General features: G+C 63.2%; 21 protein-coding genes. 5 read left to right on the forward strand and 16 right to left on the reverse strand.

Features of this window, described 5'->3' with window-relative positions:
- Nucleotides 1–27: 27 nt before the first annotated feature.
- Nucleotides 28–1,779 (reverse strand): class I adenylate-forming enzyme family protein, encoded by a 1,752-nt coding sequence (locus tag MTR64_RS03560; protein ID WP_243991097.1) that lies wholly within the window; start codon nt 1,777–1,779, stop codon nt 28–30.
- A gap of 213 nt (nt 1,780–1,992) precedes the next feature.
- Here MTR64_RS03560 and MTR64_RS03565 point away from each other — a divergent pair, with 213 nt between their 5' ends.
- The gene (locus MTR64_RS03565; RefSeq protein WP_243990853.1) at nt 1,993–2,994 is read left to right on the forward strand and encodes a zinc-dependent alcohol dehydrogenase family protein; all 1,002 of its coding nucleotides are present in this window, start codon (nt 1,993–1,995) and stop codon (nt 2,992–2,994) included.
- Here the strand turns inward: MTR64_RS03565 and MTR64_RS03570 are convergent.
- Together MTR64_RS03570 and MTR64_RS03575 are read right to left on the reverse strand one after the other, a co-directional pair.
- On the reverse strand, nt 2,991–3,443 hold the full coding sequence (locus tag MTR64_RS03570) for a PaaI family thioesterase (protein ID WP_243990855.1): 453 nt from the start codon (nt 3,441–3,443) through the stop codon (nt 2,991–2,993). The two genes, MTR64_RS03565 and MTR64_RS03570, sit on opposite strands and share 4 nt — an antisense overlap.
- 10 nt (nt 3,444–3,453) lie before the next feature.
- Entirely contained in the window at nt 3,454–5,148 is a 1,695-nt protein-coding gene (locus MTR64_RS03575; RefSeq protein ID WP_243990857.1) for an FAD-dependent oxidoreductase, read from the reverse strand.
- 214 nt (nt 5,149–5,362) lie between these two features.
- Here MTR64_RS03575 and MTR64_RS03580 point away from each other — a divergent pair, with 214 nt between their 5' ends.
- A complete protein-coding gene (locus tag MTR64_RS03580; RefSeq protein ID WP_243990859.1) occupies nt 5,363–6,172 on the forward strand; it encodes an enoyl-CoA hydratase/isomerase family protein in 810 nt (269 codons plus the stop codon).
- 9 nt (nt 6,173–6,181) lie between these two features.
- Here the strand turns inward: MTR64_RS03580 and MTR64_RS03585 are convergent, their stop codons facing one another.
- From MTR64_RS03585 to MTR64_RS03600, 4 genes are all read right to left on the reverse strand, one after another.
- The gene (locus tag MTR64_RS03585) at nt 6,182–7,198 is read right to left on the reverse strand and encodes a GGDEF domain-containing protein (protein ID WP_243990861.1); all 1,017 of its coding nucleotides are present in this window, start codon (nt 7,196–7,198) and stop codon (nt 6,182–6,184) included.
- A 186-nt stretch (nt 7,199–7,384) separates the two neighbouring features.
- Nucleotides 7,385–7,723 carry a DUF4286 family protein gene (locus MTR64_RS03590; RefSeq protein ID WP_243990863.1) on the reverse strand — a complete coding sequence of 113 codons (339 nt, stop codon included), beginning with the start codon at nt 7,721–7,723 and terminating at the stop codon, nt 7,385–7,387.
- A gap of 123 nt (nt 7,724–7,846) precedes the next feature.
- Nucleotides 7,847–8,893, reverse strand: coding sequence for a helix-turn-helix domain-containing protein (locus MTR64_RS03595; protein WP_243990865.1), 1,047 nt, complete (start codon nt 8,891–8,893; stop codon nt 7,847–7,849).
- A 184-nt stretch (nt 8,894–9,077) separates the two neighbouring features.
- The gene (locus MTR64_RS03600) at nt 9,078–10,049 is read right to left on the reverse strand and encodes an enoyl-CoA hydratase/isomerase family protein (RefSeq protein WP_243990867.1); all 972 of its coding nucleotides are present in this window, start codon (nt 10,047–10,049) and stop codon (nt 9,078–9,080) included.
- A 181-nt stretch (nt 10,050–10,230) separates the two neighbouring features.
- Between MTR64_RS03600 and MTR64_RS03605 the strand changes: the two genes are divergently transcribed.
- The 3 genes from MTR64_RS03605 to MTR64_RS03615 are packed head-to-tail and all read left to right on the forward strand — an operon-like array spanning nt 10,231 to nt 11,667.
- Nucleotides 10,231–11,280 carry a helix-turn-helix transcriptional regulator gene (locus tag MTR64_RS03605; protein ID WP_243990868.1) on the forward strand — a complete coding sequence of 350 codons (1,050 nt, stop codon included), beginning with the start codon at nt 10,231–10,233 and terminating at the stop codon, nt 11,278–11,280.
- A 52-nt stretch (nt 11,281–11,332) separates the two neighbouring features.
- Complete coding sequence (locus MTR64_RS03610) at nt 11,333–11,500, forward strand: hypothetical protein (RefSeq protein WP_243990871.1); 168 nt, start codon at nt 11,333–11,335, stop codon at nt 11,498–11,500.
- A gap of 8 nt (nt 11,501–11,508) precedes the next feature.
- Nucleotides 11,509–11,667: a hypothetical protein gene (locus MTR64_RS03615; RefSeq protein ID WP_243990873.1), complete on the forward strand. Its 159-nt coding sequence runs from the start codon at nt 11,509–11,511 to the stop codon at nt 11,665–11,667.
- Between the two features lie 2 nt (nt 11,668–11,669).
- Here MTR64_RS03615 and MTR64_RS03620 read toward each other — a convergent pair whose 3' ends face one another.
- The 9 genes from MTR64_RS03620 to MTR64_RS03660 form a co-directional block, all read right to left on the reverse strand.
- A complete protein-coding gene (locus tag MTR64_RS03620; RefSeq protein ID WP_243990883.1) occupies nt 11,670–12,869 on the reverse strand; it encodes a diguanylate cyclase in 1,200 nt (399 codons plus the stop codon).
- Between the two features lie 122 nt (nt 12,870–12,991).
- Nucleotides 12,992–13,969: an NADPH:quinone oxidoreductase family protein gene (locus tag MTR64_RS03625; RefSeq protein WP_243990886.1), complete on the reverse strand. Its 978-nt coding sequence runs from the start codon at nt 13,967–13,969 to the stop codon at nt 12,992–12,994.
- 13 nt (nt 13,970–13,982) lie between these two features.
- Nucleotides 13,983–14,723, reverse strand: a complete 741-nt coding sequence (locus MTR64_RS03630; protein ID WP_243990888.1) for an SDR family NAD(P)-dependent oxidoreductase — start codon at nt 14,721–14,723, stop codon at nt 13,983–13,985.
- A 1-nt stretch (nt 14,724) separates the two neighbouring features.
- A complete protein-coding gene (locus tag MTR64_RS03635) occupies nt 14,725–16,029 on the reverse strand; it encodes an acyl-CoA dehydrogenase family protein (RefSeq protein ID WP_243990890.1) in 1,305 nt (434 codons plus the stop codon).
- A complete protein-coding gene (locus MTR64_RS03640) occupies nt 16,026–17,093 on the reverse strand; it encodes a phosphotransferase family protein (RefSeq protein ID WP_243990892.1) in 1,068 nt (355 codons plus the stop codon). The genes MTR64_RS03635 and MTR64_RS03640 overlap by 4 nt, the downstream gene beginning before the upstream one ends.
- A 13-nt stretch (nt 17,094–17,106) precedes the next feature.
- Nucleotides 17,107–17,571: a MarR family winged helix-turn-helix transcriptional regulator gene (locus tag MTR64_RS03645; RefSeq protein WP_243990894.1), complete on the reverse strand. Its 465-nt coding sequence runs from the start codon at nt 17,569–17,571 to the stop codon at nt 17,107–17,109.
- Nucleotides 17,572–17,608: 37 nt separating this feature from the next.
- Entirely contained in the window at nt 17,609–18,700 is a 1,092-nt protein-coding gene (locus MTR64_RS03650; protein ID WP_243990896.1) for an alpha/beta hydrolase, read from the reverse strand.
- Nucleotides 18,701–18,710: 10 nt separating this feature from the next.
- Nucleotides 18,711–20,291 (reverse strand): AMP-binding protein, encoded by a 1,581-nt coding sequence (locus MTR64_RS03655; protein WP_243990899.1) that lies wholly within the window; start codon nt 20,289–20,291, stop codon nt 18,711–18,713.
- 58 nt (nt 20,292–20,349) lie between these two features.
- Complete coding sequence (locus MTR64_RS03660; protein WP_243990910.1) at nt 20,350–22,899, reverse strand: penicillin-binding protein 1A; 2,550 nt, start codon at nt 22,897–22,899, stop codon at nt 20,350–20,352.
- Nucleotides 22,900–22,903: the final 4 nt, after the last annotated feature.

A 22,903-nucleotide genomic window follows, 5' to 3' on the forward strand; every position in this document is an offset into this window, starting at 1 on the left:
GGCCGTGCTCACAGTTGCAAGGGCCAGTCAGACCGCCGTCGCGGTATCGCTCTGCAAGCAGCGCACAGCCAGATCGCGCACCTGGCTTGACTTCACCTTCTCGCTGCCGGTGATCGCGTAGTCGCCGTCGGTGAAGAACAGCACCCTGCGCGGCACCTTGAAGCTGGCGAGTTCGGCCTTGCAGCGGGCCACCACATCGGCCTCGCACAGTTCCGCCCCATCGACCGGCACGATGCAGGTGACGACCATCTCGCCCAGCAGATCGTCGGGCACGCCCACCGTCTGGGTGCGCTTCACGCCCGGAATCCGCGCAATCACGTCGTCCACCTCGACCGGCGAGACATTGGCGCCACCGGTCTTGATCATGTCTGTCAGGCGCCCTTCCCAGTAGAACCGGCCCGCCTCATCGACCCGCCCGCCGTCCCCCGTGCAGAAGAAACCCTCGGCATCGAAGCACTCCTCGGGCGCCTTGCCGAGATAGCCCGACATCAGCGTCGGCCCCTTGATGCACATCTCGCCGACCCGCCCCACCGGCACCGGACGGCCCGATATCGGCTCGACGATTTTTAGAACATTGCCCGGAAGCGGTGAACCGAATGCCCCCTCCACGCGGGCGGACTCATCGTCGGCAACAAAGGAAGTGCAGATCGTCATCGTCTCGGTGCAGCCGAAGCTCATCGGCACGTCCCAATCGGTGTTCACTGTGGGGTGCTGCCAGATCAGCTCGCCGCGCGTAACGTACTTCAAACTGGAAAGATCGGCTCCAGCCCAGTCAGCCGACGCGGCGAGGCGCGCCCACTGGTGCGGACGGCCGTTGAGGAACGTGACCTTTTCCTGTTCGGCCAGGAACAAGGCATCCTCGGCATCGAACACCCGCTGCAGGATCACCGCACCACCGGTCGAGAAGGCCGCACCAACGACCATCGAAACATTGCCCGACCAGAAAAAGCCGTTGCCCGTCCAGGCCCGCACCGGCTCGTTCATCGCGAAGAGACGCGGCCAGCGCCACCACTGGATTGCGAAGGCCCGTTGCGAATGGACAATGCCCTTGGGCAGACTGGTCGTGCCCGAGGAGAAGAAAATCCCGCCGGTATCGGCTGGGTGCACGGCATCGGCGCGGGCCAGCACCGTCGCCTCATCCACCATGGCCGCCCGATCGAGAAACTGGTCCCACCGCTCCACCGCGCCGTCCGATTTCGCTTCCAGCGGCTCAACCTCGCCCGGAATGCCGCCCAGCGCGACAAGATGCCGCAGATAGGGAAACCGTCGGGAAACAAGCTTCCCCGGTGGTACATCGCGAAGCGCCGGCTCAAGACCGGCAAGCATCTGCCAGAAGTCCTTCTTGAGCACTTGCTGCTCGAAAAGGATGATCGAAACTTCGGATGCCCGAACCAGATATTCCAGTTCCGGCTCGGTCGAGAACGTGCTGAGCGCCACCGGCACCCCGCCTGCGAGCGCGATTCCATAGAGGCTGGCGAGGAATTCCGGCCGGTTGGTCATCAAAATGCCAACGCGGCCGCCCTTGCCCACGCCTGCCGCCACGAGTGCCCGTGCCACTTCGAGCGAGTGCGCCAGAAGTTCGTCGTAAGTCCACGACAGCCGGTATTCACCCTTGCGCATCACGACCGCCTCGCGCGGCCCGTACTTCGCCGCGACTTCACGCAAGTACCCGCCGATGGTCTGAGCCCCCTGCCCCGGTTCTTCGGCGAGCGGCAGCCCCGTGACCACCGACATCGCCGGATCAGCAAGGGTGGCTTGTTCGCGGCCGTTGGCATCCATCACTGAAAATCCTCTCCCCGATGCGCTCAAGGCGCTGGCTTTCAGGCAAGGCCTAACAGTGCGGGAATGGCGGCGGAATGCGCCCGCGTTCCGTTTGGCAGCGCAGTCACTTCGTTGCGCAGCGGCAGGCAAAGGCATCGCTCCCGCGCGCCAGTTTCGGGCTGTCGCAGGTCCGGCGCTGGTCTAGGATTGCCACTGGTCAGGAGAGGCACGATGATGAAGCAGGCAACCGTCGAAAGCGGCAAGGGCATCGAGACGATCGCGATCCGCGAGGTGCCTGTTCCCCGGCCCGGCCCCGGCGAAGTGCTGGTGCGCATCAAGGCCGCGACGCTGAACTTTCGCGATACGATCGTTGCCAAAGGCCTGATCCCCGGGCTCGGCAAGGAGCCCGAAGTCGTGCCACTGTCCTGCTGCGCCGCCGAAGTCGTCGAAACGGGAAGCAGCGTCAGGCGCATGGCTCCGGGCGACCGCGTCGTGCCGATCTTCGCGCCGTTCTGGCTGACTGGCAGCACGCCCGATCCGCGCATGCTGGGCGGGCCGATCGACGGCGTAGCAAGGCAATATGCCATCTTCGATGCCGAAAGCCTGTGCCACTTGCCCGGCGAGCTGGGGGACCTCGAAGGCGCGACCCTGGCGTGCGCTACCCTGACTGCATGGTCCGCCCTCACCGCCTTTCGCCCCACCGGTGCCGGCGACTGGGTTCTGGCGCATGGCACGGGCGGCGTTTCCATCGCTGCGCTGCAACTCGCAAAGGCAATGGGCGCAAACGTGGCGATCACTTCCTCGTCCGATGCCAAGCTCGCCCGCGCGGCCTCCTATGGCGCCGACTTGTGCATCAATTACCGCACAACGCCCGATTGGGCCGCCGGTCTGCGCAAGGCACTGGGCGAACGCCCGCTCGCCAATGTCATCGACACCGTTGGCGCCATGCAATTCGATGACAACGTGTCCTTGCTGGGGGACGGCGGACAGCTCTCCGCGATCGGCATGCTGGGATCGGATTTCAGCTGGACCCGCATGGGCGAACAAGGCGTGAACCTCGCCCCGATCGGCGTCGGCAACCGAGAGCAGCACGAGGCGATGACAGCCTTCATCGTCGACCAAGGCATCAAGCCGGTCGTCGATGTGGTCTACGATCTGGACCGGCTGCAGGATGCCTACCGCCACCTCGAAAGCGGGCAGTTCTTCGGCAAGGTGGGTATCAATCTGCTTTAGCGCCTGTCCGGCCCGAGCACCTTGAAAATCCCGTCGACGGACGCGACGGTCCTTCCTGCAGCCTCAATGAGGCCACGCATGAATACCATTGATGACGTTGCGCGAACCACTTCCGGGCGGCAGACGATGAGCTCGCCCACTTGCCCCGCCGAAACGAAATGCACCTGCAACTGGGCCGTGACGAAGCGCGAATGGGCGGGATCGCTCAGTGGTTCGCCCTTGCGCAAGGCATGGCCAACCCCGCAGCCCAGAGCCATGTCCGCAAAGGTCATCATCGCACCACCATGGACAATGCCCAGATTGTCATTGGCAAGATGCTCTTCCGCGAGGAGCGCGACTTCAAGACCGTGCTCCCCTAGCCGCATCCAGGTTGGACCTAGCGCGGCGGAATAGCGAACCACGGGCAGCCGCTGCCACCCGTCCTGTTCCAGCGCCGCAAAATTCGCCATTGCTACAGCCTTACACAGCCTGATTGTCGAGTCCGGCTGCATGTCTGGCCGCGATCCAGCCAAAAGTCATCGACGGTCCGACACTGGCACCCGCGCCCGGGTAGACATTGCCCATCGGCGAGGCCGTGGTGACCCCTGTCGCATAGAGCCCCTCGATCACCGAACCATCGGCGCGCAGCACCCGGCTGTACTCATCGGTCACCACACCGCCGTAAGTGCTGACGTCACCCGGCACGCAGGGCACCGCGTAGAATGGTCCCTTTTCGATCGTGCCAATCGACTTTGCTTCCGAGTACGGATCGCCGACGTAGCCGCACTTGTCGTATTCACGCTCACCGCGATGGAAATCTTCGTCCTTGCCGGCGCGCGCAAAGGCATTCCAGCGTTCGACAGTGGCCATCAGCTTTTCAACCGGCACACCGATGGCCTTCGCCAGATCCTCGATGGTATCGGCCCTGTGAAGGTAACCCTTGCCTTCCCAGGCCTTCGGGATCTTCTTGTCGATCCACTTGCCCGCGACCTGGTACTTCTCGGCATATTGCTGGTCCAGGATGCCCCAGCTCGGGATCGCCGGGACCTCGCGGTTGCGCTTGAGCATGTTCTCGCAGAACAGCTCGTAGGAACCACCCTCGTTCATGTAGCGCTCGCCCGACTGATCGACGAGAATGGCGTGCGGCTTGCCGGTGACGCTCTGCATGCCCGGCATGACATAGTCGTTTTCGGTGCCCGGCGCCTCGGTCATCTGGAAGCCGACCATCTGGTCCATCTGTGCCAGCACGCCGCCGATCCGCTCAAGCTCGACGTGCATGTCTCCAGTATCTTCCTTGGGCACCTGCGACCACTTGGCCTGGCTGCCCGGAATGTACTTGTCACGCATGGCCTGATTCTTGGCGAAACCACCGGCATTGACGAGAATGCCGAGGTTCGCGCCAACACGGATGGTCTTGTCGCCGGCCTGGGCAATAACGCCCACGGCCTTGCCCGCATCGTCGAGTAAGATTTCACGGACCGGCGCTTCGGTGCGAATGTCCACCCCTGCCGCCAGCGCGACCTTGAGCAGGCGCCCCTGCAGACATGCCCCTGCAGTGGTGAACTGGCGGCCGCGCAGTTTGTCACCGATGGTACGGAAGGCAATTTTCGCGAGCATCTTCTTGGCGCCCGGATTCGTGCGCATATGGCCAAGCTGCATGCCTTCACTCAGCGTCGCGTTGACCTCGACAAAGCCCTTGCGCAACTTCTTCCTCCAAGGACCAAGTTCCTTGAGATTGAAGGGCTTGGCCACGACAGTTCGCGTCGTTTTGAAACCGCCGGGCATTTCGTCGTAGTAGTCCGGCCAGTACGTGTTGCCGCGCTGAAGCTCGATGCCCTGATCGACCAGGAAGTCGATCATCTTCGGCGCCTGATCCACATAGGCACGGCGCTTCTGCGGCGTCGAACCCGGCGCAACACCGCCGTCGAGGTTCTGCAACGCATCGAGGTAGGCAAGAGCCGCTTCCGGTGAATCCGTCTCGCCGTCTTCGGCAATGAAGCGGTTGTTGGGAATCCACATGACGCCGCCCGACTTGCAGGTGGTTCCACCCACGACATCCGCCTTTTCGAGAATCAGAACCGACTTTCCGGCCTGCCGCATCAGCAAGGCCGAGGCCATGGAGCCTGCCCCGCTGCCTACGACCACCCAATCGAAGGTCTCGTCGAACTGCGCCATTGCCATGCTCCCTCTCACGTCCCGTTCCGCGCTTCGCGGGTATCTCGCTGAGAGATAGACAGAACGCCGAAACCTTTGGCAAGGCACCCAGCAACGCCACGGCGATGGACCGATCGCTTCGCCGGAGCGAACGGTTTCGTTCCCCACCGGTTTCGGCTGGCCAGCAGGCAAACGCGGCTTATGACGTTGCGCCAGAAATGGGAGATTTGCCGCAATGACCGAAACCGCACCCGCGCTTCCGCAGCTGCGCACGATCGAAATGACACGCGATGGCCGCCTGCTGCGCATCACGCTGAACCGGCCGGACGCACTCAACGCGATCAACCTCGACCTGCATGATGATCTGGCCGACGCCATGTGGTTCGCGCAGTGCGACAGCGGCTCGGACGTAATCGTGCTGACCGGCGCGGGCCGGGCCTTCTCGGCCGGCGGCGATCTCGATCACATCGAGAACAGCGCGCGCAATCCGCACCTATTCGACCACGAAACCCGTGTAGCCAAGCGCATCGTCACCACCCTGCTGGATATCGACAAGCCGGTGATCTGCCGCCTCAATGGCCATGCCGTGGGGCTTGGCGCCACGCTCGCGCTGCTCTGCGACATCATCTTCGCTGCGGAAGGCGCCAAGATAGGCGATCCGCACGTGGGCATCGGCCTTGTCGCGGGTGACGGCGGTGCAGTAATCTGGGCCCAGCGCATCGGTCTTGCGCGAGCCAAGGAATACCTGCTGACCGGCGAACTGCTCTCAGCACAGAAGGCGGCCGAGATCGGCCTCGTCAACCACTGCGTCCCGCTTGATGAGCTGGATGAGAAAGTCGATGCGTTCTGCGAAAAGTTGCTGAACGGCGCCATGGTCGCCATCCGCGCGACCAAGATCCTGACGAATCTGGAACTAAAGCGTCTGGCTACCGCACTGATGGATGCCGGTATCGCCTACGAGAGCGTCTCGGTGCGCAGTGCCGATCACATGGAAGGCATTCAGGCACTTAAGGAAAAACGCAAACCGAAGTTCATAGGACGCTAGGATCGGGACCTAGGCTGCGGCGCGCGGCGGCTCCGGCAAGTTCACGCGCCTACCGGCTGGCCGGTCGGACTGCCTGACTTCCGATTCGTGAGGGAGAACAGGTTCGCTGATCGTCAGTGCAATCCCGCCATCCGTTGCCAGCCCCGTCGCCACGGTAAAGCCCGATCGCGACTGCTTGGCCCGGTACATCAGTTCATCGGCAGCGCGCAGCTCTGCATCGATGGCATGCGCACCCTCCGGAAGCACCAGAACCCCCAGACTGCACGTCAGGTGGCTGCATGTGAGGTCCGAGGAATCCTGCCCTTCACCGGCGTTGAGTGCCTTGTGCAGCCTGCGCGCCACGGCCTGACCGGCGACCTCGTCGCGCAGCTTCATGAAGATGACGAATTCATCACCGCCCATGCGCGCCAGAACGTCTCCCTTGCGGATCGTCTGCCGTACCGTTCCGGCGAAATTCTTCAGGCATTCATCTCCCCGGTCGTGGCCGTACTGGTCATTGAGTTGCTTCAAACCATCGAGATCGGCGTAGATCAGCGCGGCATATCCACCGCTACACAGGCCCGAACGCACAAGTTCGAAAAAGGCCTGCCGGTTGAGAGCGCCTGTCAGCAGATCTGTGCGCGCCAGATGCCATTCGCGCTCGCAAGATTTGCGCGCGAGGCTGATGAAGCTGACGACAATGGCGATACCGATAATTCGAACCACCATGTTCGCCAGCACCGGCACAGTCCCCATCGGGTAATAGGCCAGATTGCCGGTCGCCAGTTTTACTGCAAGAACCGAAATTCCCAGAACAACCGCCGTACGGGTACTCAGCGACCAGGCGGCGAGGCAAACCACCGCCAGATAGACCGGTCCGAACCAGATTTCCCGCGGGACAAGACGTTCCACAAGGCTCACGGCGAATAATGCCGAAAGCACCATGGTCCATGCGTAGCGGGGAGAAACACGGAAGAGGAACGAATGCTCAAGCACCAATGGACGGTGCTGCACGCGTCTCCTCTCGATCTTGCGCCCGGCGGTCATGGCTCTGCCTAACCGCCAAGCCTCTAACTTTTGGTTAATATGGATTTAATCCGGGCATCGGGCCCTGCCCTCGTGCGGCTGCCGCGAGCCAATGGAATTTCAGGAACAACGCTGCCGCGCGAGAAACAACAAGGGCCTTCGCACACCGGCAAAGGCCCTTGTTGTTTCGCTGACTGTCAGAGCGGATTACGCGTCCGGCACAACGCGTTCACCCATTTCCGTGAACAATGCAGTGTAGCAAGTGCCGAAATCCTGGGTGTCGCTTTGCGTCAGTTCTCCGCCTTGCGCGGCCGCGCCCATGGCGCCGAGGAACGCCATCGGATCGTCCGCCTCGATGTCGTAGATCGCCATGTACTCGTTCTCGTCGCTGCCCATCAGCTTGGCGGCAAGCTTGTAGCGCTGAGCCCCGGCCATGCCGAACTTGTTGACCAGTTCCGGCAAGTGAGTGTTGTTGTACCAGTCGTGGTACTCTTCCTCGCGGCCGGGCAACGGGCGGGTGAGCGCGACAAGTTTCATCGTGGGCATGACATCCTCCTGATTGTTCGGGCGGCAAGAAACGCCATCGGCAGGGACGATGCAAGCGCGCACCATCTAGTGCCCGGAAAGCATCGCCCCGCCGGATGCCTCTCTGCCGAAGGGCAGCCGAGTTTACTGGAGAAGCTGGCCGGCCGAGGGATACTCGGGGAAGCGCTCCGCCGGTTCCATCTGCATCGTCACGCCCTCAGCCTCGCGCACACCGCATTCGCCGCGGTATTCGCGCGGGTTGGCGCCGAACACGCGCTTGAACATGCGGCTGAAGTGCGCCGGGCTCTTGAAACCCACCCCATAGGCGATCTCGCTGATCGAGATATCGCGCGGATCAGAGCTTGCCAGCCAGTCCTTGGCCTTGGCCAGCCGCTGCTCCCAGACCAGTTCGGAGAACGACGTCTCGCGCAGGCGAAGCAAGAACGAGAGGTAGCGCGGGCTGATGCCGCAGCCCTTGGCCACCATCGCTGTCGAAAGCTGGGGATCGGACAGATGCACTTCGATGAAGCGAAGCACTTCCTCCAGCCTCCGGTCGGCAATTGACTGACGCGCAGGCTGCAGTTCCTCGGTCGCACGAACGGCATTGCCGATCAGGCCAAACGCCGTATCCACGAGCAGCCGCGCCGATTCCTCGCCAAAACCGCCGTCATCCTCGAACACGTCGGTCAGTATGTTTTCAGCAATGGCCATTTCCGCACGTTCGACCGGCATGAACAGGCCAGTGCTGAAGTCCTGCTGGATATAAGCCCGCAGGATATGCGTCGGCACCGTCACGTGCAGCACTTCGTGCACATTGTCGCCATCGGTGCGGCATTCGATGAAGAAGGGCGACATCGAGCGGGTGATCACGAAGTCCCCCGGCCTAGCCACCTTGTTGCCGCACTGGTTCGAAAAGGCCATTTCACCGTGCTTCACGAACCAGAGGATCGAAAGATCGGTCGCATCCTCGCGGATGTGCTGGCGCGAGCGGCGGAAAAACAGGTTGGCCGCCGAACGCTGCTTGATGATCGAAATCGCGCCGACCGTCTTGCGTTCGGAGCGCACATCCACGTTGGACGCTTCTTCAACCCAGAAATCGCCGCGATAATATTCCTGTTCACGCGTGCCTCGGAACACCTGCTGGCACTCGTGGTAATTGCGCTTATCCAATGAGAACAAAGTCTCTGCCATGGCTCTCTCCCTTCACGGGGTTGTGTAGTTTTTTCACGCCCCCGTCCGTTCCCCTGCCGACTCTTGCCGGTCCGGACACCAGCCGTTTTACCACGACAGGCACCGAACACTCTACAGAGGATGCGAGATGATCTGCATTGCGCGCATTATCGAAGACAATGCACGCATCTGATGCAGAGATGCCTCAGCCCAGCCGCCCCTTCTTCGAAAGGCGCCATTCGGGCGGGTAGTTGAGATCATGACCCTTCACCACCTTGCCGATGCCCTGCTTGAAGGTGTCGTCCTTGCCCAGATTGACGTCGTTCTCACCGTCGTCCTTCATCAGCGGCAGCATGCCTTCAAGCCAGCCGGTCAGCAGCGAACCGAAGTATTCGCCGCGATACTGCTTGTAGGCCTCGATGAAGGTCTTCTGCGCGACGACGACGTCGGTAGGACGCGTGATCGAGCAGGCATGGGCATACTTTGCAGTTTCCGCCTCGAGCTGGTCACGCGGCACCACCGAGTTGACGAAGTTGGACTGGAACATTTCGTCCGCGGTGAACGGACGGCCGGTGAAGAGCATCTCGGAGAACCGGCGCAGGCCAACGGTTTCCAGCCACTGCCACATGCGTGGCCCCCAGCCGGCATAGCGGAACGAGGGGTGGCCGAAGAGCGCATCGTCCGACGAGACGATCAGATCGGCGTCGGCGCACTGGTAGAAGTGCCAGCCGTAGCAGTAGCCCTTGGCCTCGATGATCGAGATCTTCTTGAACTCCTGCAGCGGCCGGTTGCCCGAACGTGCCTTGGCGTAATAGTCGGTCAGCCCGTGCAGGTAGCGGTAGGAGCCGGCCGGGGGATACTTCACGCTGGGATCGTCGATCTCAAGGTCAACGAGGAAATTATCGTCCGGGCCGGGGCTCAGGTAGAGATCGCCGTGCTCGTCAAGATCGCCGCCGCTGCCCAGGTTGTCACCCATGCCGCGGATCACCAGCACTTTCACTTCGTCGTCGATGTTGGCCTTGAACACCAGTTCGCCGAAACGCGCGCGCATGCCGATGGTTGCGGTGTTGTGCTTTTCGAGGCGGTTGAACGTGATCGTCGCGATCTTCGTGGCTGGATCCTTCTCGTAAAGGACATGCGCCTCCGCGGCCTTCTTGTGATCGGCTATGGTCTTCATGGTCTCTCCCGCCCTCTCGTTTGCGTGGCTTGTTCGTACTGGCCCGCGTGCTGCCACAGGCAAGCTTGGGGGTATTGGCATTTCGCGCGGCATTCTCGATATTGCGTGCTGCGGAAAGGACGTGCGGGATCGGCGGTACGGCATTCAGAGTGCTGCCTCCCGCCCGCGAAAGGCAAAGCACATGGGCGAAAGCAGCTTCTTCAGTCTCGACGGGCCACTCGACGTGGCGCCGGGCACAGGGCAGGTCCGCTCCGCCAATTTCGCGGGACTGGCGCAAGTGGCGCGCCAGCACGGGCGCGACGCGCGCGGCATCGTCGAGAGATATGGCATGGAAGGCCGCGTCCTCACCGATCCCGAAAGCCTGATCACCCCGCAGCAGATGGCCGATACCTTCGAGTATTGCGGCACGCTGTTCGACGATCCCCTGTTCGGCCTGCACATCGCGAAAGTGCAGGACCCCGAAGTGTTCGGCTGCGTCACCGCGCTGTGCCGCTCGGCACCGACCATGCGCGCGGGCATCCGCTGCCTGATCGACTTTCTTCCGGTCGCCCACGCGCCCGATTGCGAAGTGGTGCTGATCGAAGGACGCGAAACCGCCGAGTTGACCTGGCTCGTCAACACCGACATCGGCATCAACGATCAGGCCAACTATCAGGCCGCGATGCTCAATCTGAAACTGCTGCAGGCGATCGGCGGCCCCACCTTCCGTCCCAGTTGGGTGAGCCTTTCCGCTGATCCGCGCGCCAGCGATCTGCCGGAAATCGAAAAAACGCTGGGGTGCCGGGTCATGGGCCGTTCCTCGCGCAATTCGGTCGCCTTCCCGGTGCGGGCGCTCGAACAGCCAGTGCCGAGCGCCAACCGGCTGCTCTACAAGCTGCTGGGGTCCTATCTGCAGCGCGTAAAATCGGAACACAGCCAGTCGACCATCGACAAGGTGGACAGCTTCATCCGAGGCTCGCTGGCCCGAGGCACCTGCTCGATCGAACGTTGTGCCGAGAAGACAGGCATGTCCGTACGCACGCTCCAGTCGCGCCTTTCCGCCGAAGGCGCAAAGTTCTCGGACCTGGTCGAGAAGCAGCGCGAAACGCTGGCCAAGGCCCATCTGTCGGACGGCCGCCTCTCGCTCGACGAGATCGCCGACCGGCTCGGCTATGGCGAGCAGACCAGCTTCGGCCGCGCCTTCAAGCGCTGGACCGGAATGACGCCGCAGCAATACCGGGCGGAAAACTGACCGTCCGCTTGTCCACGCTGGACGTCCAGGCCGATTGAACCGTTCCAGCCGAATGGGAATGACGGCGGGCATGTGGCTCCACTACCTGTTCTGCTTCCTCGGCGCGGTGTTCGTAACCAACGCCATTCCCCATTTCGTCAGCGGCTGTGCGGCCGGGCGTTCCAGAGTCCATTCGCCAGCCCGCCGGGCAAGGGCCTCTCCTCCCCGGCTCAAAACGTGATCTGGGGAATGATCAACGCCGTCGTTGCGTATGCTTTCCTCTGGCCCGGGGCGGGCTTCGATCCTGTCCGCATCCCTGACGCCGCTGCATTCGGCGCGGGCACCTTGCTGATGGGCCTGTGTCTGTCCCGCTACTTTGGCGCGCTACACGGCGGCAATGCGCCCTAGGGTCAGGACCTGTTACCCGACTGGCTTGCACTCTCCGTATCGACCCGCGTCAGCTTGGGCCAGACGCAGTTCCGGCCAGATTCCTTGGCCTTGTACAGCATGGCATCGGCCGTGCCCAAGGCAGCCGTGAGCGGATCGGCGGCGTCCAGCGGAACGCTCGCCATACCGATACTGACAGTCACTTCGACAGACTTTCCATGAGCCTGGATCGGACACCCGGCCATGGAGCGGCGAAGCCGCTCCGCAACTTCGCGTGCCTGCGGCAATGAGGTTTCCGGGAGCAGTACGGCGAATTCCTCTCCACCGATACGGCCGACGACATCCTCCTGCCGCGCGCCAGCCTCGAGTGAGTGCGCCAGCGCCACCAGTACGGCGTCCCCCACCAGATGACCATGCATATCATTGATCTGCTTGAAGTAATCGGCATCGACGAGAATGATCGACAACGGGTGTCTGTGCCGCCGGGCACGGAGAATTTCGATGCGCGCCTTGTCACTGAAGGCACGGCGATTGGCCAGACCGGTCAGGTAGTCGCGGTCGGCCAGGTCCATCAACTGCCGGACATAGCCGGAAATATCGCGCACCATCGGCCGGAAAATGAACAGCGCCTCGATCTGGAGCGTGATGACCACGACGGCGACCAGCAACCGCTGGATCAGGACCAGACGCTCCGTGCGCTCCTCACTCACCGACTGATGGATCGTCACGACCTGTTCCAGAGCTTCGAGCAAGGGGCCGCGTGCCGAAGCCTGTAACAGTGCCAGATCGGCATCGTATTGCGGCTGCCCGGTCTTGCGGGAGCTGTCCGCGATCCGATCAGCTGCGGCCAGATAGAGCTGCATTGCATGATCCGTCCCGGCAGCTCCGAAATAGGTATCCCTGAGCCGCGCTTCGGCGGCAGGACTGTCGATGGCAACCTTCGCAAAGTCCAGAAGCTTGACGTGCGCCATTCTGAACTCTTTGATCGCGGCCTTCAGTGACGCCCGGGCACTTTCGTCGCCACGATCCAGTTCCAGTGCAAGGCCCACAATCCGCTGAGACAGCATCCGCTGCCGACCGCTGACATTGATGATCTCGGCCGAACCCTTGCTGACACGCAGCATGTCCTTCACCACGAAGTGCGAAGCGATGGAGAGGAAGGCGACCAGCCCCAGCGCTATCAGATAGCGCAGCGTCAGACCTCGAGCGGTCAACGTCGACATCGCCGCTCCCCGGCCGTTAACAAACCTTGCTCAAATCTAAGCAGGTACGGGTAACGCGGACTTAAGAGCTCAGGTTAATATTCGGGTCATTGTATAAATGATCGCGCCAGTTTCGATGCCCATCAATCCATCAGGATAACCACCCTTCCGGCGGCTTTGCCCGAGAACGCTGCGTTCATCGCAGCGGCATAGTCCGTGAGGGAAAATCGTTCGGCAATCAGCGGGTTGAAGATGCCCTCGCCCGCCAGCTCCATGATCTTGCGGCGCATCGCCCCGGCCTCTTGCGGGCGCTTGATCGCATGGTCTCGCATCTGCACGCCGACAAGGCTCGCACTCTTGAGCAGCGCCAGATTGGTCCGAAGTGACGCAATGCCCGCGGTAAACCCGATGACGAGGTGACGCCCGTCGTAGCCCAGGCAGCGGAACGCCGGTTCCAGTGCATCGCCGCCGACCGGATCAAACACCAGATCGATGGGCTTGCCCTCATTTGCGGCCATGACCTGTTCGCGCCAGTCTTCCGCACCGGTGGTGACCACGGCGTCCGCGCCGCCCTCGAGCGCCGCCTGCTGCTTTTCCGCGCTGGAAGCCGAAGCGATCACGCGCAGGCCCAGATGCTTGCCCACCTGAATCGCCGCGAAGCCAGTCCCACCCGCAGCGCCCAGCACGAGCAGCGTCTCGCCCGGCTGCGCACGACCGCGATCGGCCAAAGCGTAGTAGGCGGTCTGGTAATTGACCGAGAAAACCGCCGCCTGCTCGAAGCTCATCGCATCGGGCACTTTGGCCATGTTTGCGGCGCGGAAATTGTTGGTCCCGGCGAACAGACCACCCAGCCCGCCGCAGAACACGCGGTCGCCGACGGCAAGGTGGGTGACGCCCGCCCCTACCGCCTCGACCACGCCCGCAGCCTCGCTGCCGGGCATGAAGGGCAGCGGCGGCTTGAACTGGTATTTTCCCATCGCCGTGAGCACATCGACATAGGAGACTCCCGCCGCCTTGATCGCGACGCGCACTTCGCCTTCTTTGGGCGCGCCGGGGTCGAACTCTTCCAGCACATAGCTTTCGGGCGGACCGAAATCATGGCCGATGACGGCTTGGGTCATTTTATCGTCTCCCTTAGTGCTGCCCGCCATCGCAGCGCACGATCGAACCGGTCACGTTCACCGACGCCGGACTGGCGAGGAACAGCGCCGCTGTAACGATCTCCTCCGGCTCGGCGGCATGGCCGCGCGGGATCGGGATCGGCCCCCTGCCCTTGTCGGGCCATGCCTCGACGATGTCGGTGCGGAAAGCGCCGGGCGAGAGCGTGTTCACCCGCACCTTGGGCGCATATTCCCACGCGAGGCTCTTGCTCATCGCATTGAGCGCGGCCTTGGACGAGCCATAGGGAATGGTCCTGGGCAGTGGCATCATCGAGCCAGAGGACGAGACATTGATGATGCACCCGCCCTCGCCTTCGGCCATGCGGTGCGCCATCAGGCTGGCGATCCGGAACGGGCCCTTGAAGTTGAGGTTCACCACGGAATCGAACAGCTTCTCGGTCACCTCGTGACTCGGTTGTGCCGGACTCATCCCCGCGTTGTTCACAAGGATATCCACAGCCCCAAAGGCATCCCAGGCTTTCTCGACCAGCTCGGTGCATTCGTCCCACCGGCCCACATGGGCGGAGAGCGCCACAGCTCGCACGCCCAGAGCGCGGCATTCCTCCGCCACCGCCTCGCAGTTTTCCAGCTTGCGGCTGGCAATGATAACGTCGCAGCCGCGCTCGGCGAAGGCCTTGACCATCTGGTAGCCCAGCCCGCGCGAACCGCCGGTGACGAGCGCCACCTTACCGGTAAAATCGAACAGCGGGTCCATCTCAGCCGTCCCGTGCGTTGGGATAGCGGGCCAGCGCGGCCGCCGTTCGGGTCGGGATATGCTCGCTGGGGAACATGCCTTCCGCCGGTTTCGCGCGCTTGAGATAAGCGCGCGCGAGCTGCGACTTGTGGGCATCGGTCGGACCGTCGGCAAAGGCCAGCGACATATGCCCACCGTACCACTTGGCCAGCGGCATATCGAGCGAAATGCCCAACGATCCGTGGATTTCCAGCGCCTTGCCAACGACATTGGCATAGACGGAAGCCATCGCCACCTTGCACATGCCGATGTGCTTGCGCGGCGCACCGTGCTTCATGCGGCCTGCCTCGACCTCGTCGATCATCCACGCGGTCTTGAGCACCAGCAGGCGGAACTGTTCGAGTTCGATCACGGAATCGGCGATCTTTTCCTGCACCATCTGGTGCTCGCCCAGCGTCTTTCCCTTGGTCGTGCGCGAAACGGCACGTTCGAGCATCATGTCGAGCGCGCGGTTGCACATGCCCACCGTGCGCATGGCGTGATGGATCCGCCCGCCGCCAAGACGCGCCTGCGCCACCTTGAAGCCGCCGCCGCGCTCACCCAGCATGTGGTCGAGCGGCACGCGCACCTTGTTGTAGCGGATATGCGCGTGGTGTCCGTCTTCGGGATTGGTGTCCCCGGCAATCGCGACATTGCGCAGGATCTCGATCCCCGGCGTCTCGGTAGGCACGATGAACATGCTCATGCGCTCTGTCAGCGGCTTGTCGGCATCGGTGACGGCGACCACGAGCAGGAACGCGGCGAACTTGGCGTTGGAGGAGAACCACTTCTCGCCCTCCAGCACCCATTCATCGCCGTCCAGCGTAGCGCTGCAGGTGAACACGTCGGGATCGGCGCCGCCCTGAGGCTCGGTCATCGAGAAGCACGAGACGATTTCGCCGTCCATCAGCGGGCCGAGGTAGCGCTGCTTCTGCTCGGGCGTACCGAACAGCGCGAGGATCTCGGCATTGCCGGTATCGGGCGCGGCGGTGCCGAACACCACCGGCGCCCAGCTTGAGCGGCCGATGATCTCGTTCATCAGGCCCAGTTTGACCTGCCCGAAGCCCGGGCCGCCCAGATGCGGCCCGAGGTGACAGGCCCACAGGCCCTGGCGTTTCACCTCTTCCTGCAGCGGCTTGAGATGGCGCTTGGCAGCCCCATAGCCCGGATCGAACTGCGCCCCCTGTTCGGGGAACAACAGGTCCATCGTCTCGCATTCCTCGCGGACGAACGTGTCCATCCAGTCGAGCTTGGCCTGAAATTCAAGCTCCACACTAAAATCGATCATAACATCCTCCGGATTTCGGCGGCGGTTTCCTTGAACACGTTCTCGACGATGCGCGAAAAGAAGCGCCCGGTGTCCTTGGAGAGGATACCGGCCTCGGCCTGGGCCACCTTGTATTCGAGCAGGCATCCCGACTTGAACCGCGAGAGGATCGAGAACCAGCGGAAGTCCTCGATATTGCGGCCGGTCCCGGCGCAGTAGTAGCGCGCCAGTTCCTGCTTGGTCGGAAAGTGGTCTGGGTTGTTGAGCGCGGTGGCGAACTCCTTGTCCGGGTTCTCCTCATCACGCATGCCGCCGGTGAACCAGCCCATGTCGATCATGGGATCGCCGATGGTCGAAAGTTCCCAGTCGATCATCGCCGCCAGACGCGCAGGCGGCCCCCATTGGAACATCATGTTGGGCGTGCCGACATCGCCGTGGATGATGCCGCGTACTTCCTCGGGCAGCTTCGCCCCTCGCAGCCATTCCTCGGTTTCATTGTAGCCTTCCAGCTCACGGCCCTCATAGCCGTAGCGCTCCTTGTAGGAGGCTAGCTGGCCGGACCAGCGGTCCACCTGCCGCTCGAGGAACTTGCCCGGCTTGCCGTAGTCGCCGAGGCCGATCGCCTCGTAATCGACGTTGGCCAGCTTCACGAGGCCATCGACGATCGCGAAGGGGATGCCGTATTCATAGGGCATCCGGTCGAACGGCGGTTCGTTGTGGATCTTCTCGTCGCGCAGGTTCGGGGCCCAGCCATCGACCTTTTCCATCACGTAGAACGGCGCGCCGGCTACGCCGTCGTCCGGGCACGAGCCGTAGCACATGGGATGCGGCACGTCGGTCTGGTTGAGCGCGGTCAGGATACGAGCCTCGCGCAGCACGCCCTTCTCGGCACCCGGCGGCGGCACTTCGGGCGGGCGGCGCATGACCATCGGCTTTTCCCCGCGATCAAGCGTCAGCACCACATTGGACGTACCGCCCGAAAGCAACGAGGTTTTGAGCGGCCCTGTTCCCAGCTCGGGCACATAGGCATCGAGCCATTCGGTGAGCGGCCCGATCGGGGCCAGTTTATCAAGATCGGCTTCCATCATCCTCTCCGGTTCAGCGCCCGCGAAGCTGCGCTTCCAGTTTCTTGCGCAAGGTTCGAAGCGCCTGCGTCGCTTCCCGCACGGCATCGAGGTCATCGGCCGGCAACAGATTTTCGGCGATGCTGTCGGCGCGCGCGTCGATGGCGCGCTTGAGCACCAGTCCCTGCGCAGTCGGCCGCAGCAAGGGCGCACGCTTGTGATCGGGGTTGTCGGCCATTTCGATCAGCCCGCCATCGCGCAGGGCATTGGCAGCGCGCTGTACAAGCTGGCGCGCCTGCCCCATCGAACGGCCGATCTGCGCGACCGTGGGAGCCTTTTCAGCCTCCACCACGGCATTGAGCACCATCTGTTCGGAATCGTTGAGAGAGCTGTCCTGCCGCGCTTCCGCGAACACGCTGCGCAACCGGCTGTTCAGCCGGATAGTCTCATCGACCAGTCCGACCAAAGGGTGACGCGACTCGAAAGGCCCTCCCTCCATGACACGATCATGTCAGGTTGACACTATCGTGTCATTTCTAATTTGCGCTTGTTTCCGCAAGCATCGCCTTGGCGAGGTGGAGGAAGGCCAGGGTGTCATCCTGCGCAGAGGGGATCGCCTTGCGGAACGTGGCGAAGCCGTGGATCAGCCCCTTGCCCTCGTAATAGGTGGTGGGCACGCCCGCCTCGACCAGCTTGGCGGCATAGGCCCGCCCCTGATCGCGCAACGGATCGAGCGAGGCGGTCACCAGCACGGTCGGCGGCAGTCCATGGAGGTCGCCCAGCAGCGGCGAGGCACGCAGGCTCTGTGTATCGGCCTCATACATCGCGCTGAATTCGCCCATGCTCTTGGCATCGAGCATGTAGCCTTCCGCGAAAGCCTTGTCCGAGGGGTACTTCTTCGAGAAATCGCTAGCCGGGTAGATCGGGATCTGCATCACCACCGGCAGCGCGGCCGGCTTGTCGCGCAGGGCAGCAGACGCCACCAGCGTCAGATTGCCCCCCGCACTGTCGCCGCTGAGGATCAGCCCGGTGAAATCACGCCCGAACGCCTTGCCGTTCGCCGCGATCCACCGTGCCGCGACCTCGCCGTCATCCACGGCAGCCGGAAACGGATTTTCGGGCGCAAGACGATATTCGACCGAGACCACCGGCAGGTCCAGCTGTCGGGCAATCTCCGCCGCCAGTCCGGCGTGCGTGTCGATGCTGCCGAGCACGTAGCCGCCGCCGTGGTAGAACACCACGACGGGACCGGGTGCGCGATCAGCGCGGGTATCGAACAGGCGCAGCGCCATCGGCCCGCCCGGTCCCGGCATCGTCACGTCCTTGATGACGGCCATATCGCCCACCGCCAGATCCTGCTGCGACATTGCAGCCAGCGCGGCGGGCGGCAGCTGATGGATCTTCATCAGCATTTCGCGGGTGAATGCAGGCTTCGGCGCCGCGTAAAAGGCCTTGAGGTACGTCACCACATCGGGCCGCACATACGGCGCTGCGGCATCAGCCCCGGCGGCCTGCCGATGCGCGGCAGGCGCAACGGCAGCGGAATCGGATGCCACCGGAACCGTGCAGACAAGTGCCAGCAGCGCCGCACCCGATGCCAGCCAGCGCGCTGAGAAACCTGTGTTCATTGCCTTCCCCTCAGACGACGGCAACCGAATTGCCATAGAGCTTGCGCAACTCATGCTTGGCGAGCTTGCCCGAAGGCAGGCGCGGCAGGTCCTGCACGAATTCATATTCGCGCGGCGCGGTGACAGGAGAAATACGTTCGCGGCACCAGTCCTTCAACGACTGCTCCAGCGCCGGACCGGCATCGGCCCAGTCCTTGGGCTGGACCACGGCCTTGACCTTCTCGCCATATTCGGGATCGGAAATGCCCAGCACCGCCACGTCCAGCACTTGCGGGTGGACGATCAGGCAATCCTCGATCGCCTGCGGATAGATGTTCACCCCGCCCGAGATGATCATGAAGTCCTTGCGGTCGGTCAGGTAGAGATAGCCGTCCTTGTCCAGCCGCCCGATGTCACCCACGGCGAACCAGTTATCGTGCCGCGGGTGCGTCGCCTTACGCGATTTCTCGGCATCGTTGAGGTAATTCACCACGCGCCCGCCCGGCGCCTCGAAATAGACCACACCGCTCTCGCCGGGCGGCAGCTCGCGACCCTCTTCGTCGCAGATATGGATCGGGCCGAGCGAGGACTTGCCGACCGAACCGGGCCGTTCGAGCCATTCCTGCGAGGTGATCGCGGTGGCGCCCACACCTTCGGTGCTGCCGTAGTATTCCAGGATGACCGGCCCCCACCACTCGATCATGCGCCGCTTGATCTCGACCGGGCACGGGGCAGCGGCGTGGATCGCCATGCGCAGCGACGACAGATCGTATTTCGCGCGCACCTCGTCCGGCAGCGCCAGCATGCGCACGAACATGGTCGGCACGAACTGTGCGACGCCCACCTTGTAGCGCTCGATCGCGGCCAACACGCCCTCGGCATCGAACTTGCGCTGGGTAACGAACAGCCCGCCGAGCCGCTCCGCCGTCACCATCCCGGAGAGCGGCGCGCCGTGATAGAGCGGCCCCACATTGAGCGAGACCAGCGGTTTCAGCTCATGATAGATCGGCATCACGCCTTCGAGCGCGTTGAACTCATCGATCGGGCCCGGCGTGAACGGCAGAACGATGCCCTTGGGCCGTCCTGTCGTGCCGCTCGAATAGATCATGTGAAAGCCGGAAATCTCGTCCGGAACGGCCGTGGCGGGCATTGCCGTCAGAGCGGCGGCCAGGGGCTCAGCGCCGTCCATGGCACCTTCGCCTGCCGGGTCGCCAGCATAATAGACCTTGCTCACACCGGGCACGAGGTCGTCCCGCTGCCCTGCCAGCGCATGGGGCGTTTCCCCGATCGAAGCGGACAGGAACAGGACCCTGGCCCCGGCATCGCCGACAATATAGGACGCTTCGGACGGCCTGAGATGGGTCGAAATCAGCGTCACGAAGCAGCCGCACCGCGTCGCCCCCCAATAGACCATCGCGAACTCGGGCGAATTGCGCAGCATCACGGCAATCCGGTCGCCCGGCTTCAGCCCCAGCGCACGCAGCAGTTGCGCAACCCGGTTAGAGCCCTCGTCAAGCTGGCGGTAGGTCAGCGTCTCGCCGGTATCGGCCACCACCAGAGCAAGAGCATCGGGCGTGGTACGGGCATGGCAGGAGGGATGGAAGCCAGGCATCGTGCATATTCTCCCAATCAACTGGCCCGGACGTTTGCCGCCCTGGGCCCACCAACCATCAGTATAGCCCGCCCTGCTCCTCCGCAAAGTCCTGAGCCTGCACTCCGGTCGCACGTGCGTTTGCCGCTTCGCGCTCTTCACGCGCCTGCGACACTTGCGCGACGAGGGCGTCGCGGCGGCGGGTAAATTCGTCCTCGGCGGTGTACTGGCTCGGCTCGCTGTCCGGCTTGAACGCTTCCCAGATGACCGCAGCCTTGGGTTCGTTGCTCGGCTCCACACCCATCACCGGCTTGCCGGTCACCCGGTCAATACGGACCATGCGGATGCCCGGCGGCGCGAGCAACGGATCCTGGCTCCAGCGCGAGCGCGTCGCTTCGACGACGTCCTTGAAAATCGGTGCGGAAATGCGCCCGCCTTGCGCCCAGCCACCCAGCGATCGGGGAGAATCATAGCCGACATAGACACCGCCGACGTAATCCTGATTGCCGCCCATGAACCACACATCCGTCGGACCGTTGGTAGTGCCGGTCTTGCCGAACAGCGGCAGGTTCAGGCTGCGCAGCCGCACCGCCGTGCCGCGGGTCACAACGCCTTCGAGCATGTGAACGACCTGATAGGCCGTGTCCGCGTCGATCACCTGCTTGCCCTTGCGCTGGATGCGCGGCATCGGCTTGCCGTCCCATTCCGACATGTTGCAGGCGTCGCAGTGGCGGGTGTCGGAACGCCAGATCACCTTGCCGTTGCGATCCTGCACATAGTCGATCACCGAGGCGGGATACTGCACGCCATTGTTGGCGAGCGAGGCATAGGCGTTGACCATGCGCTCGACAGTGGTCTCTCCGGCACCGAGCGCAAAGGAGAGGTAGGGCTTGTAATCGCCGATCCCCACATTGTGGAACGTCTTGATCACACGCGGCATACCGGTGTCGTTGGCAATGCGCACGGTCATCAGGTTGCGCGACTGCTCCAGGCCCCAGCGCATCGTATGACTGCCCGCGCCTCCCTCACCGCCGAAGTTGCGGAAGCACTTCTGGCCCAGTGCCGCACCCTGATAGACACAGAAGGTGCCGTCGAGCACCTGAGTGGCAGGTGTCATCCCGTATTGCAGTGCTGTGGCATAGACGAAAGGCTTGATCGTCGAGCCCGGCTGGCGCTCGGCCTGCGTCGCGCGGTTGAACGAGCCGAGCCCGTAGTCGAAACCACCCTGCATCGCGAGGATGCGGCCGCTGGCGGGCTGTTCGATGATCATGCCCCCCGAAATTTCGGGAACGGTCCGCAAGGCCCAGGTCCCTGCGGTAACGGGCTCGGCCACCACCAGATCTCCGGCGCGTGCCTTGTCGGCAATGCCGGTCAGCGTTGCGATATTGCCGTCGGAAAAACCTATCCGTCCGGTATCGTCAGACCTGTCGAGGATCACGCCGACGCGCCAGTTCTTGTAGTCGATCGTCTTGTTGGCAACGATCAGCTGGGTCTGCCAGTTCTCGAGGTCGTTGAGATGGGCAACCGCACCGGTCCAGCCACGGTTGCCATGGAAGTTCAACAGCCCCTTGCGCAAAGCATCGCGCACGGCCGTCTGCATCTGCGTATCAAGCGACGTCCGCACCCACAGGCCGCCGGCATAGACGCTGTTCGGGCCATCTTCGGCCTTTTCACCGTAGCGCTCGATCAGACGGCGGCGCACTTCTTCGACGAAGTAGCTGTTGGCCGCCTCGTAGCTTTCGGACTGGCGCGGGATCAGACCAAGCGGCTTGGCCTTGGCGGCATCGGCATCGGCCCGCGAAACCCACCGGTTCCTGACCATCTCGTCCAGCACCCAGTTGCGGCGCTCGATCGCCATGTCTTCGTACTTCTTGCGGCCATAGCGCTCCGGCGCCTTGGGCAGGATCGCCAGAAAGGCCGTTTCATGCAGATCAAGATCGCCGACATCCTTGCCGAAATAGGCGCGTGCAGCAGCCTGAACGCCGAAGCTCTGGCGGCCGAGCGGAATCTCGTTGAGGTAGAGTTCGAGGATCTGCTCCTTCGACAGCACCCCTTCGATGCGGTGCGCGACAATCATTTCCTTGAGCTTGCGGGTAACCGAATACTCATCACCGATGAGGATATTCTTGGCCACCTGCTGGGTGATCGTCGAACCACCGCGTGCACGCTGCCCCGAACCGTACTTTGCGACATAGTCGATCACGGCACCGGCCAGACCGGTGAAATCGACGCCGCCATGGGTCCAGAAAGTCTTGTCCTCGGCCGAAAGAAACGCGTTGATCAGTGGCCTGGGGAAATCGACGAAGCGCAGTTGTACGCGCCGTTCGCGCGCGTAACTGTAGACGATCTCGCCATCGCCGCCGCGCACCATGGTCGGCAGCGGCGGCTGATATTCAAGCAGGGTGCGGGCATCGGGCAGGTCACGGCCGATCACAACCCACAATCCGGCAAGGCCCGCCAGCCCGGCAAAAGCCAGATAGCTGAAACGGCGCAACCACTTGCTGCCGCGCCAAAGGCTCCTCGCCGCGCCCAGCGGGCCCGATGCGCCCTCGCGGCGAATGCGATAGCTTGCGTCTTCGGGCGGCTGCTCGCCGGGGCCGGTGCCATTGCTCTGGGTCGGGTCGCTCATTGCG

The organism is Novosphingobium album (ex Hu et al. 2023), from assembly GCF_022832385.1.
Taxonomy (GTDB): Bacteria; Pseudomonadota; Alphaproteobacteria; order Sphingomonadales; family Sphingomonadaceae; genus Novosphingobium; species Novosphingobium album.

Bases quoted from the DNA above. Each gene is read 5' to 3' on its own strand.
- MTR64_RS03655 (WP_243990899.1), bottom strand. From the start codon at position 20,291: ATGCCTGGCTTCCATCCCTCCTGCCATGCCCGTACCACGCCCGATGCT.
- MTR64_RS03575 (WP_243990857.1), bottom strand. From the start codon at position 5,148: ATGGCGCAGTTCGACGAGACCTTCGATTGGGTGGTCGTAGGCAGCGGG.
- MTR64_RS03620 (WP_243990883.1), bottom strand. From the start codon at position 12,869: ATGTCGACGTTGACCGCTCGAGGTCTGACGCTGCGCTATCTGATAGCG.
- MTR64_RS03650 (WP_243990896.1), bottom strand. From the start codon at position 18,700: ATGAACACAGGTTTCTCAGCGCGCTGGCTGGCATCGGGTGCGGCGCTG.
- MTR64_RS03660 (WP_243990910.1), bottom strand. From the start codon at position 22,899: ATGAGCGACCCGACCCAGAGCAATGGCACCGGCCCCGGCGAGCAGCCG.
- MTR64_RS03635 (WP_243990890.1), bottom strand. From the start codon at position 16,029: ATGATCGATTTTAGTGTGGAGCTTGAATTTCAGGCCAAGCTCGACTGG.
- MTR64_RS03590 (WP_243990863.1), bottom strand. From the start codon at position 7,723: ATGCCCACGATGAAACTTGTCGCGCTCACCCGCCCGTTGCCCGGCCGC.
- MTR64_RS03630 (WP_243990888.1), bottom strand. From the start codon at position 14,723: ATGGACCCGCTGTTCGATTTTACCGGTAAGGTGGCGCTCGTCACCGGC.
- MTR64_RS03560 (WP_243991097.1), bottom strand. From the start codon at position 1,779: ATGGATGCCAACGGCCGCGAACAAGCCACCCTTGCTGATCCGGCGATG.
- MTR64_RS03595 (WP_243990865.1), bottom strand. From the start codon at position 8,893: ATGGCAGAGACTTTGTTCTCATTGGATAAGCGCAATTACCACGAGTGC.
- MTR64_RS03605 (WP_243990868.1), top strand. From the start codon at position 10,231: ATGGGCGAAAGCAGCTTCTTCAGTCTCGACGGGCCACTCGACGTGGCG.
- MTR64_RS03625 (WP_243990886.1), bottom strand. From the start codon at position 13,969: ATGACCCAAGCCGTCATCGGCCATGATTTCGGTCCGCCCGAAAGCTAT.
- MTR64_RS03570 (WP_243990855.1), bottom strand. From the start codon at position 3,443: ATGGCGAATTTTGCGGCGCTGGAACAGGACGGGTGGCAGCGGCTGCCC.
- MTR64_RS03580 (WP_243990859.1), top strand. From the start codon at position 5,363: ATGACCGAAACCGCACCCGCGCTTCCGCAGCTGCGCACGATCGAAATG.
- MTR64_RS03640 (WP_243990892.1), bottom strand. From the start codon at position 17,093: ATGGAAGCCGATCTTGATAAACTGGCCCCGATCGGGCCGCTCACCGAA.
- MTR64_RS03610 (WP_243990871.1), top strand. From the start codon at position 11,333: ATGGGAATGACGGCGGGCATGTGGCTCCACTACCTGTTCTGCTTCCTC.
- MTR64_RS03565 (WP_243990853.1), top strand. From the start codon at position 1,993: ATGATGAAGCAGGCAACCGTCGAAAGCGGCAAGGGCATCGAGACGATC.
- MTR64_RS03585 (WP_243990861.1), bottom strand. From the start codon at position 7,198: ATGACCGCCGGGCGCAAGATCGAGAGGAGACGCGTGCAGCACCGTCCA.
- MTR64_RS03615 (WP_243990873.1), top strand. From the start codon at position 11,509: ATGATCAACGCCGTCGTTGCGTATGCTTTCCTCTGGCCCGGGGCGGGC.
- MTR64_RS03600 (WP_243990867.1), bottom strand. From the start codon at position 10,049: ATGAAGACCATAGCCGATCACAAGAAGGCCGCGGAGGCGCATGTCCTT.
- MTR64_RS03645 (WP_243990894.1), bottom strand. From the start codon at position 17,571: ATGGAGGGAGGGCCTTTCGAGTCGCGTCACCCTTTGGTCGGACTGGTC.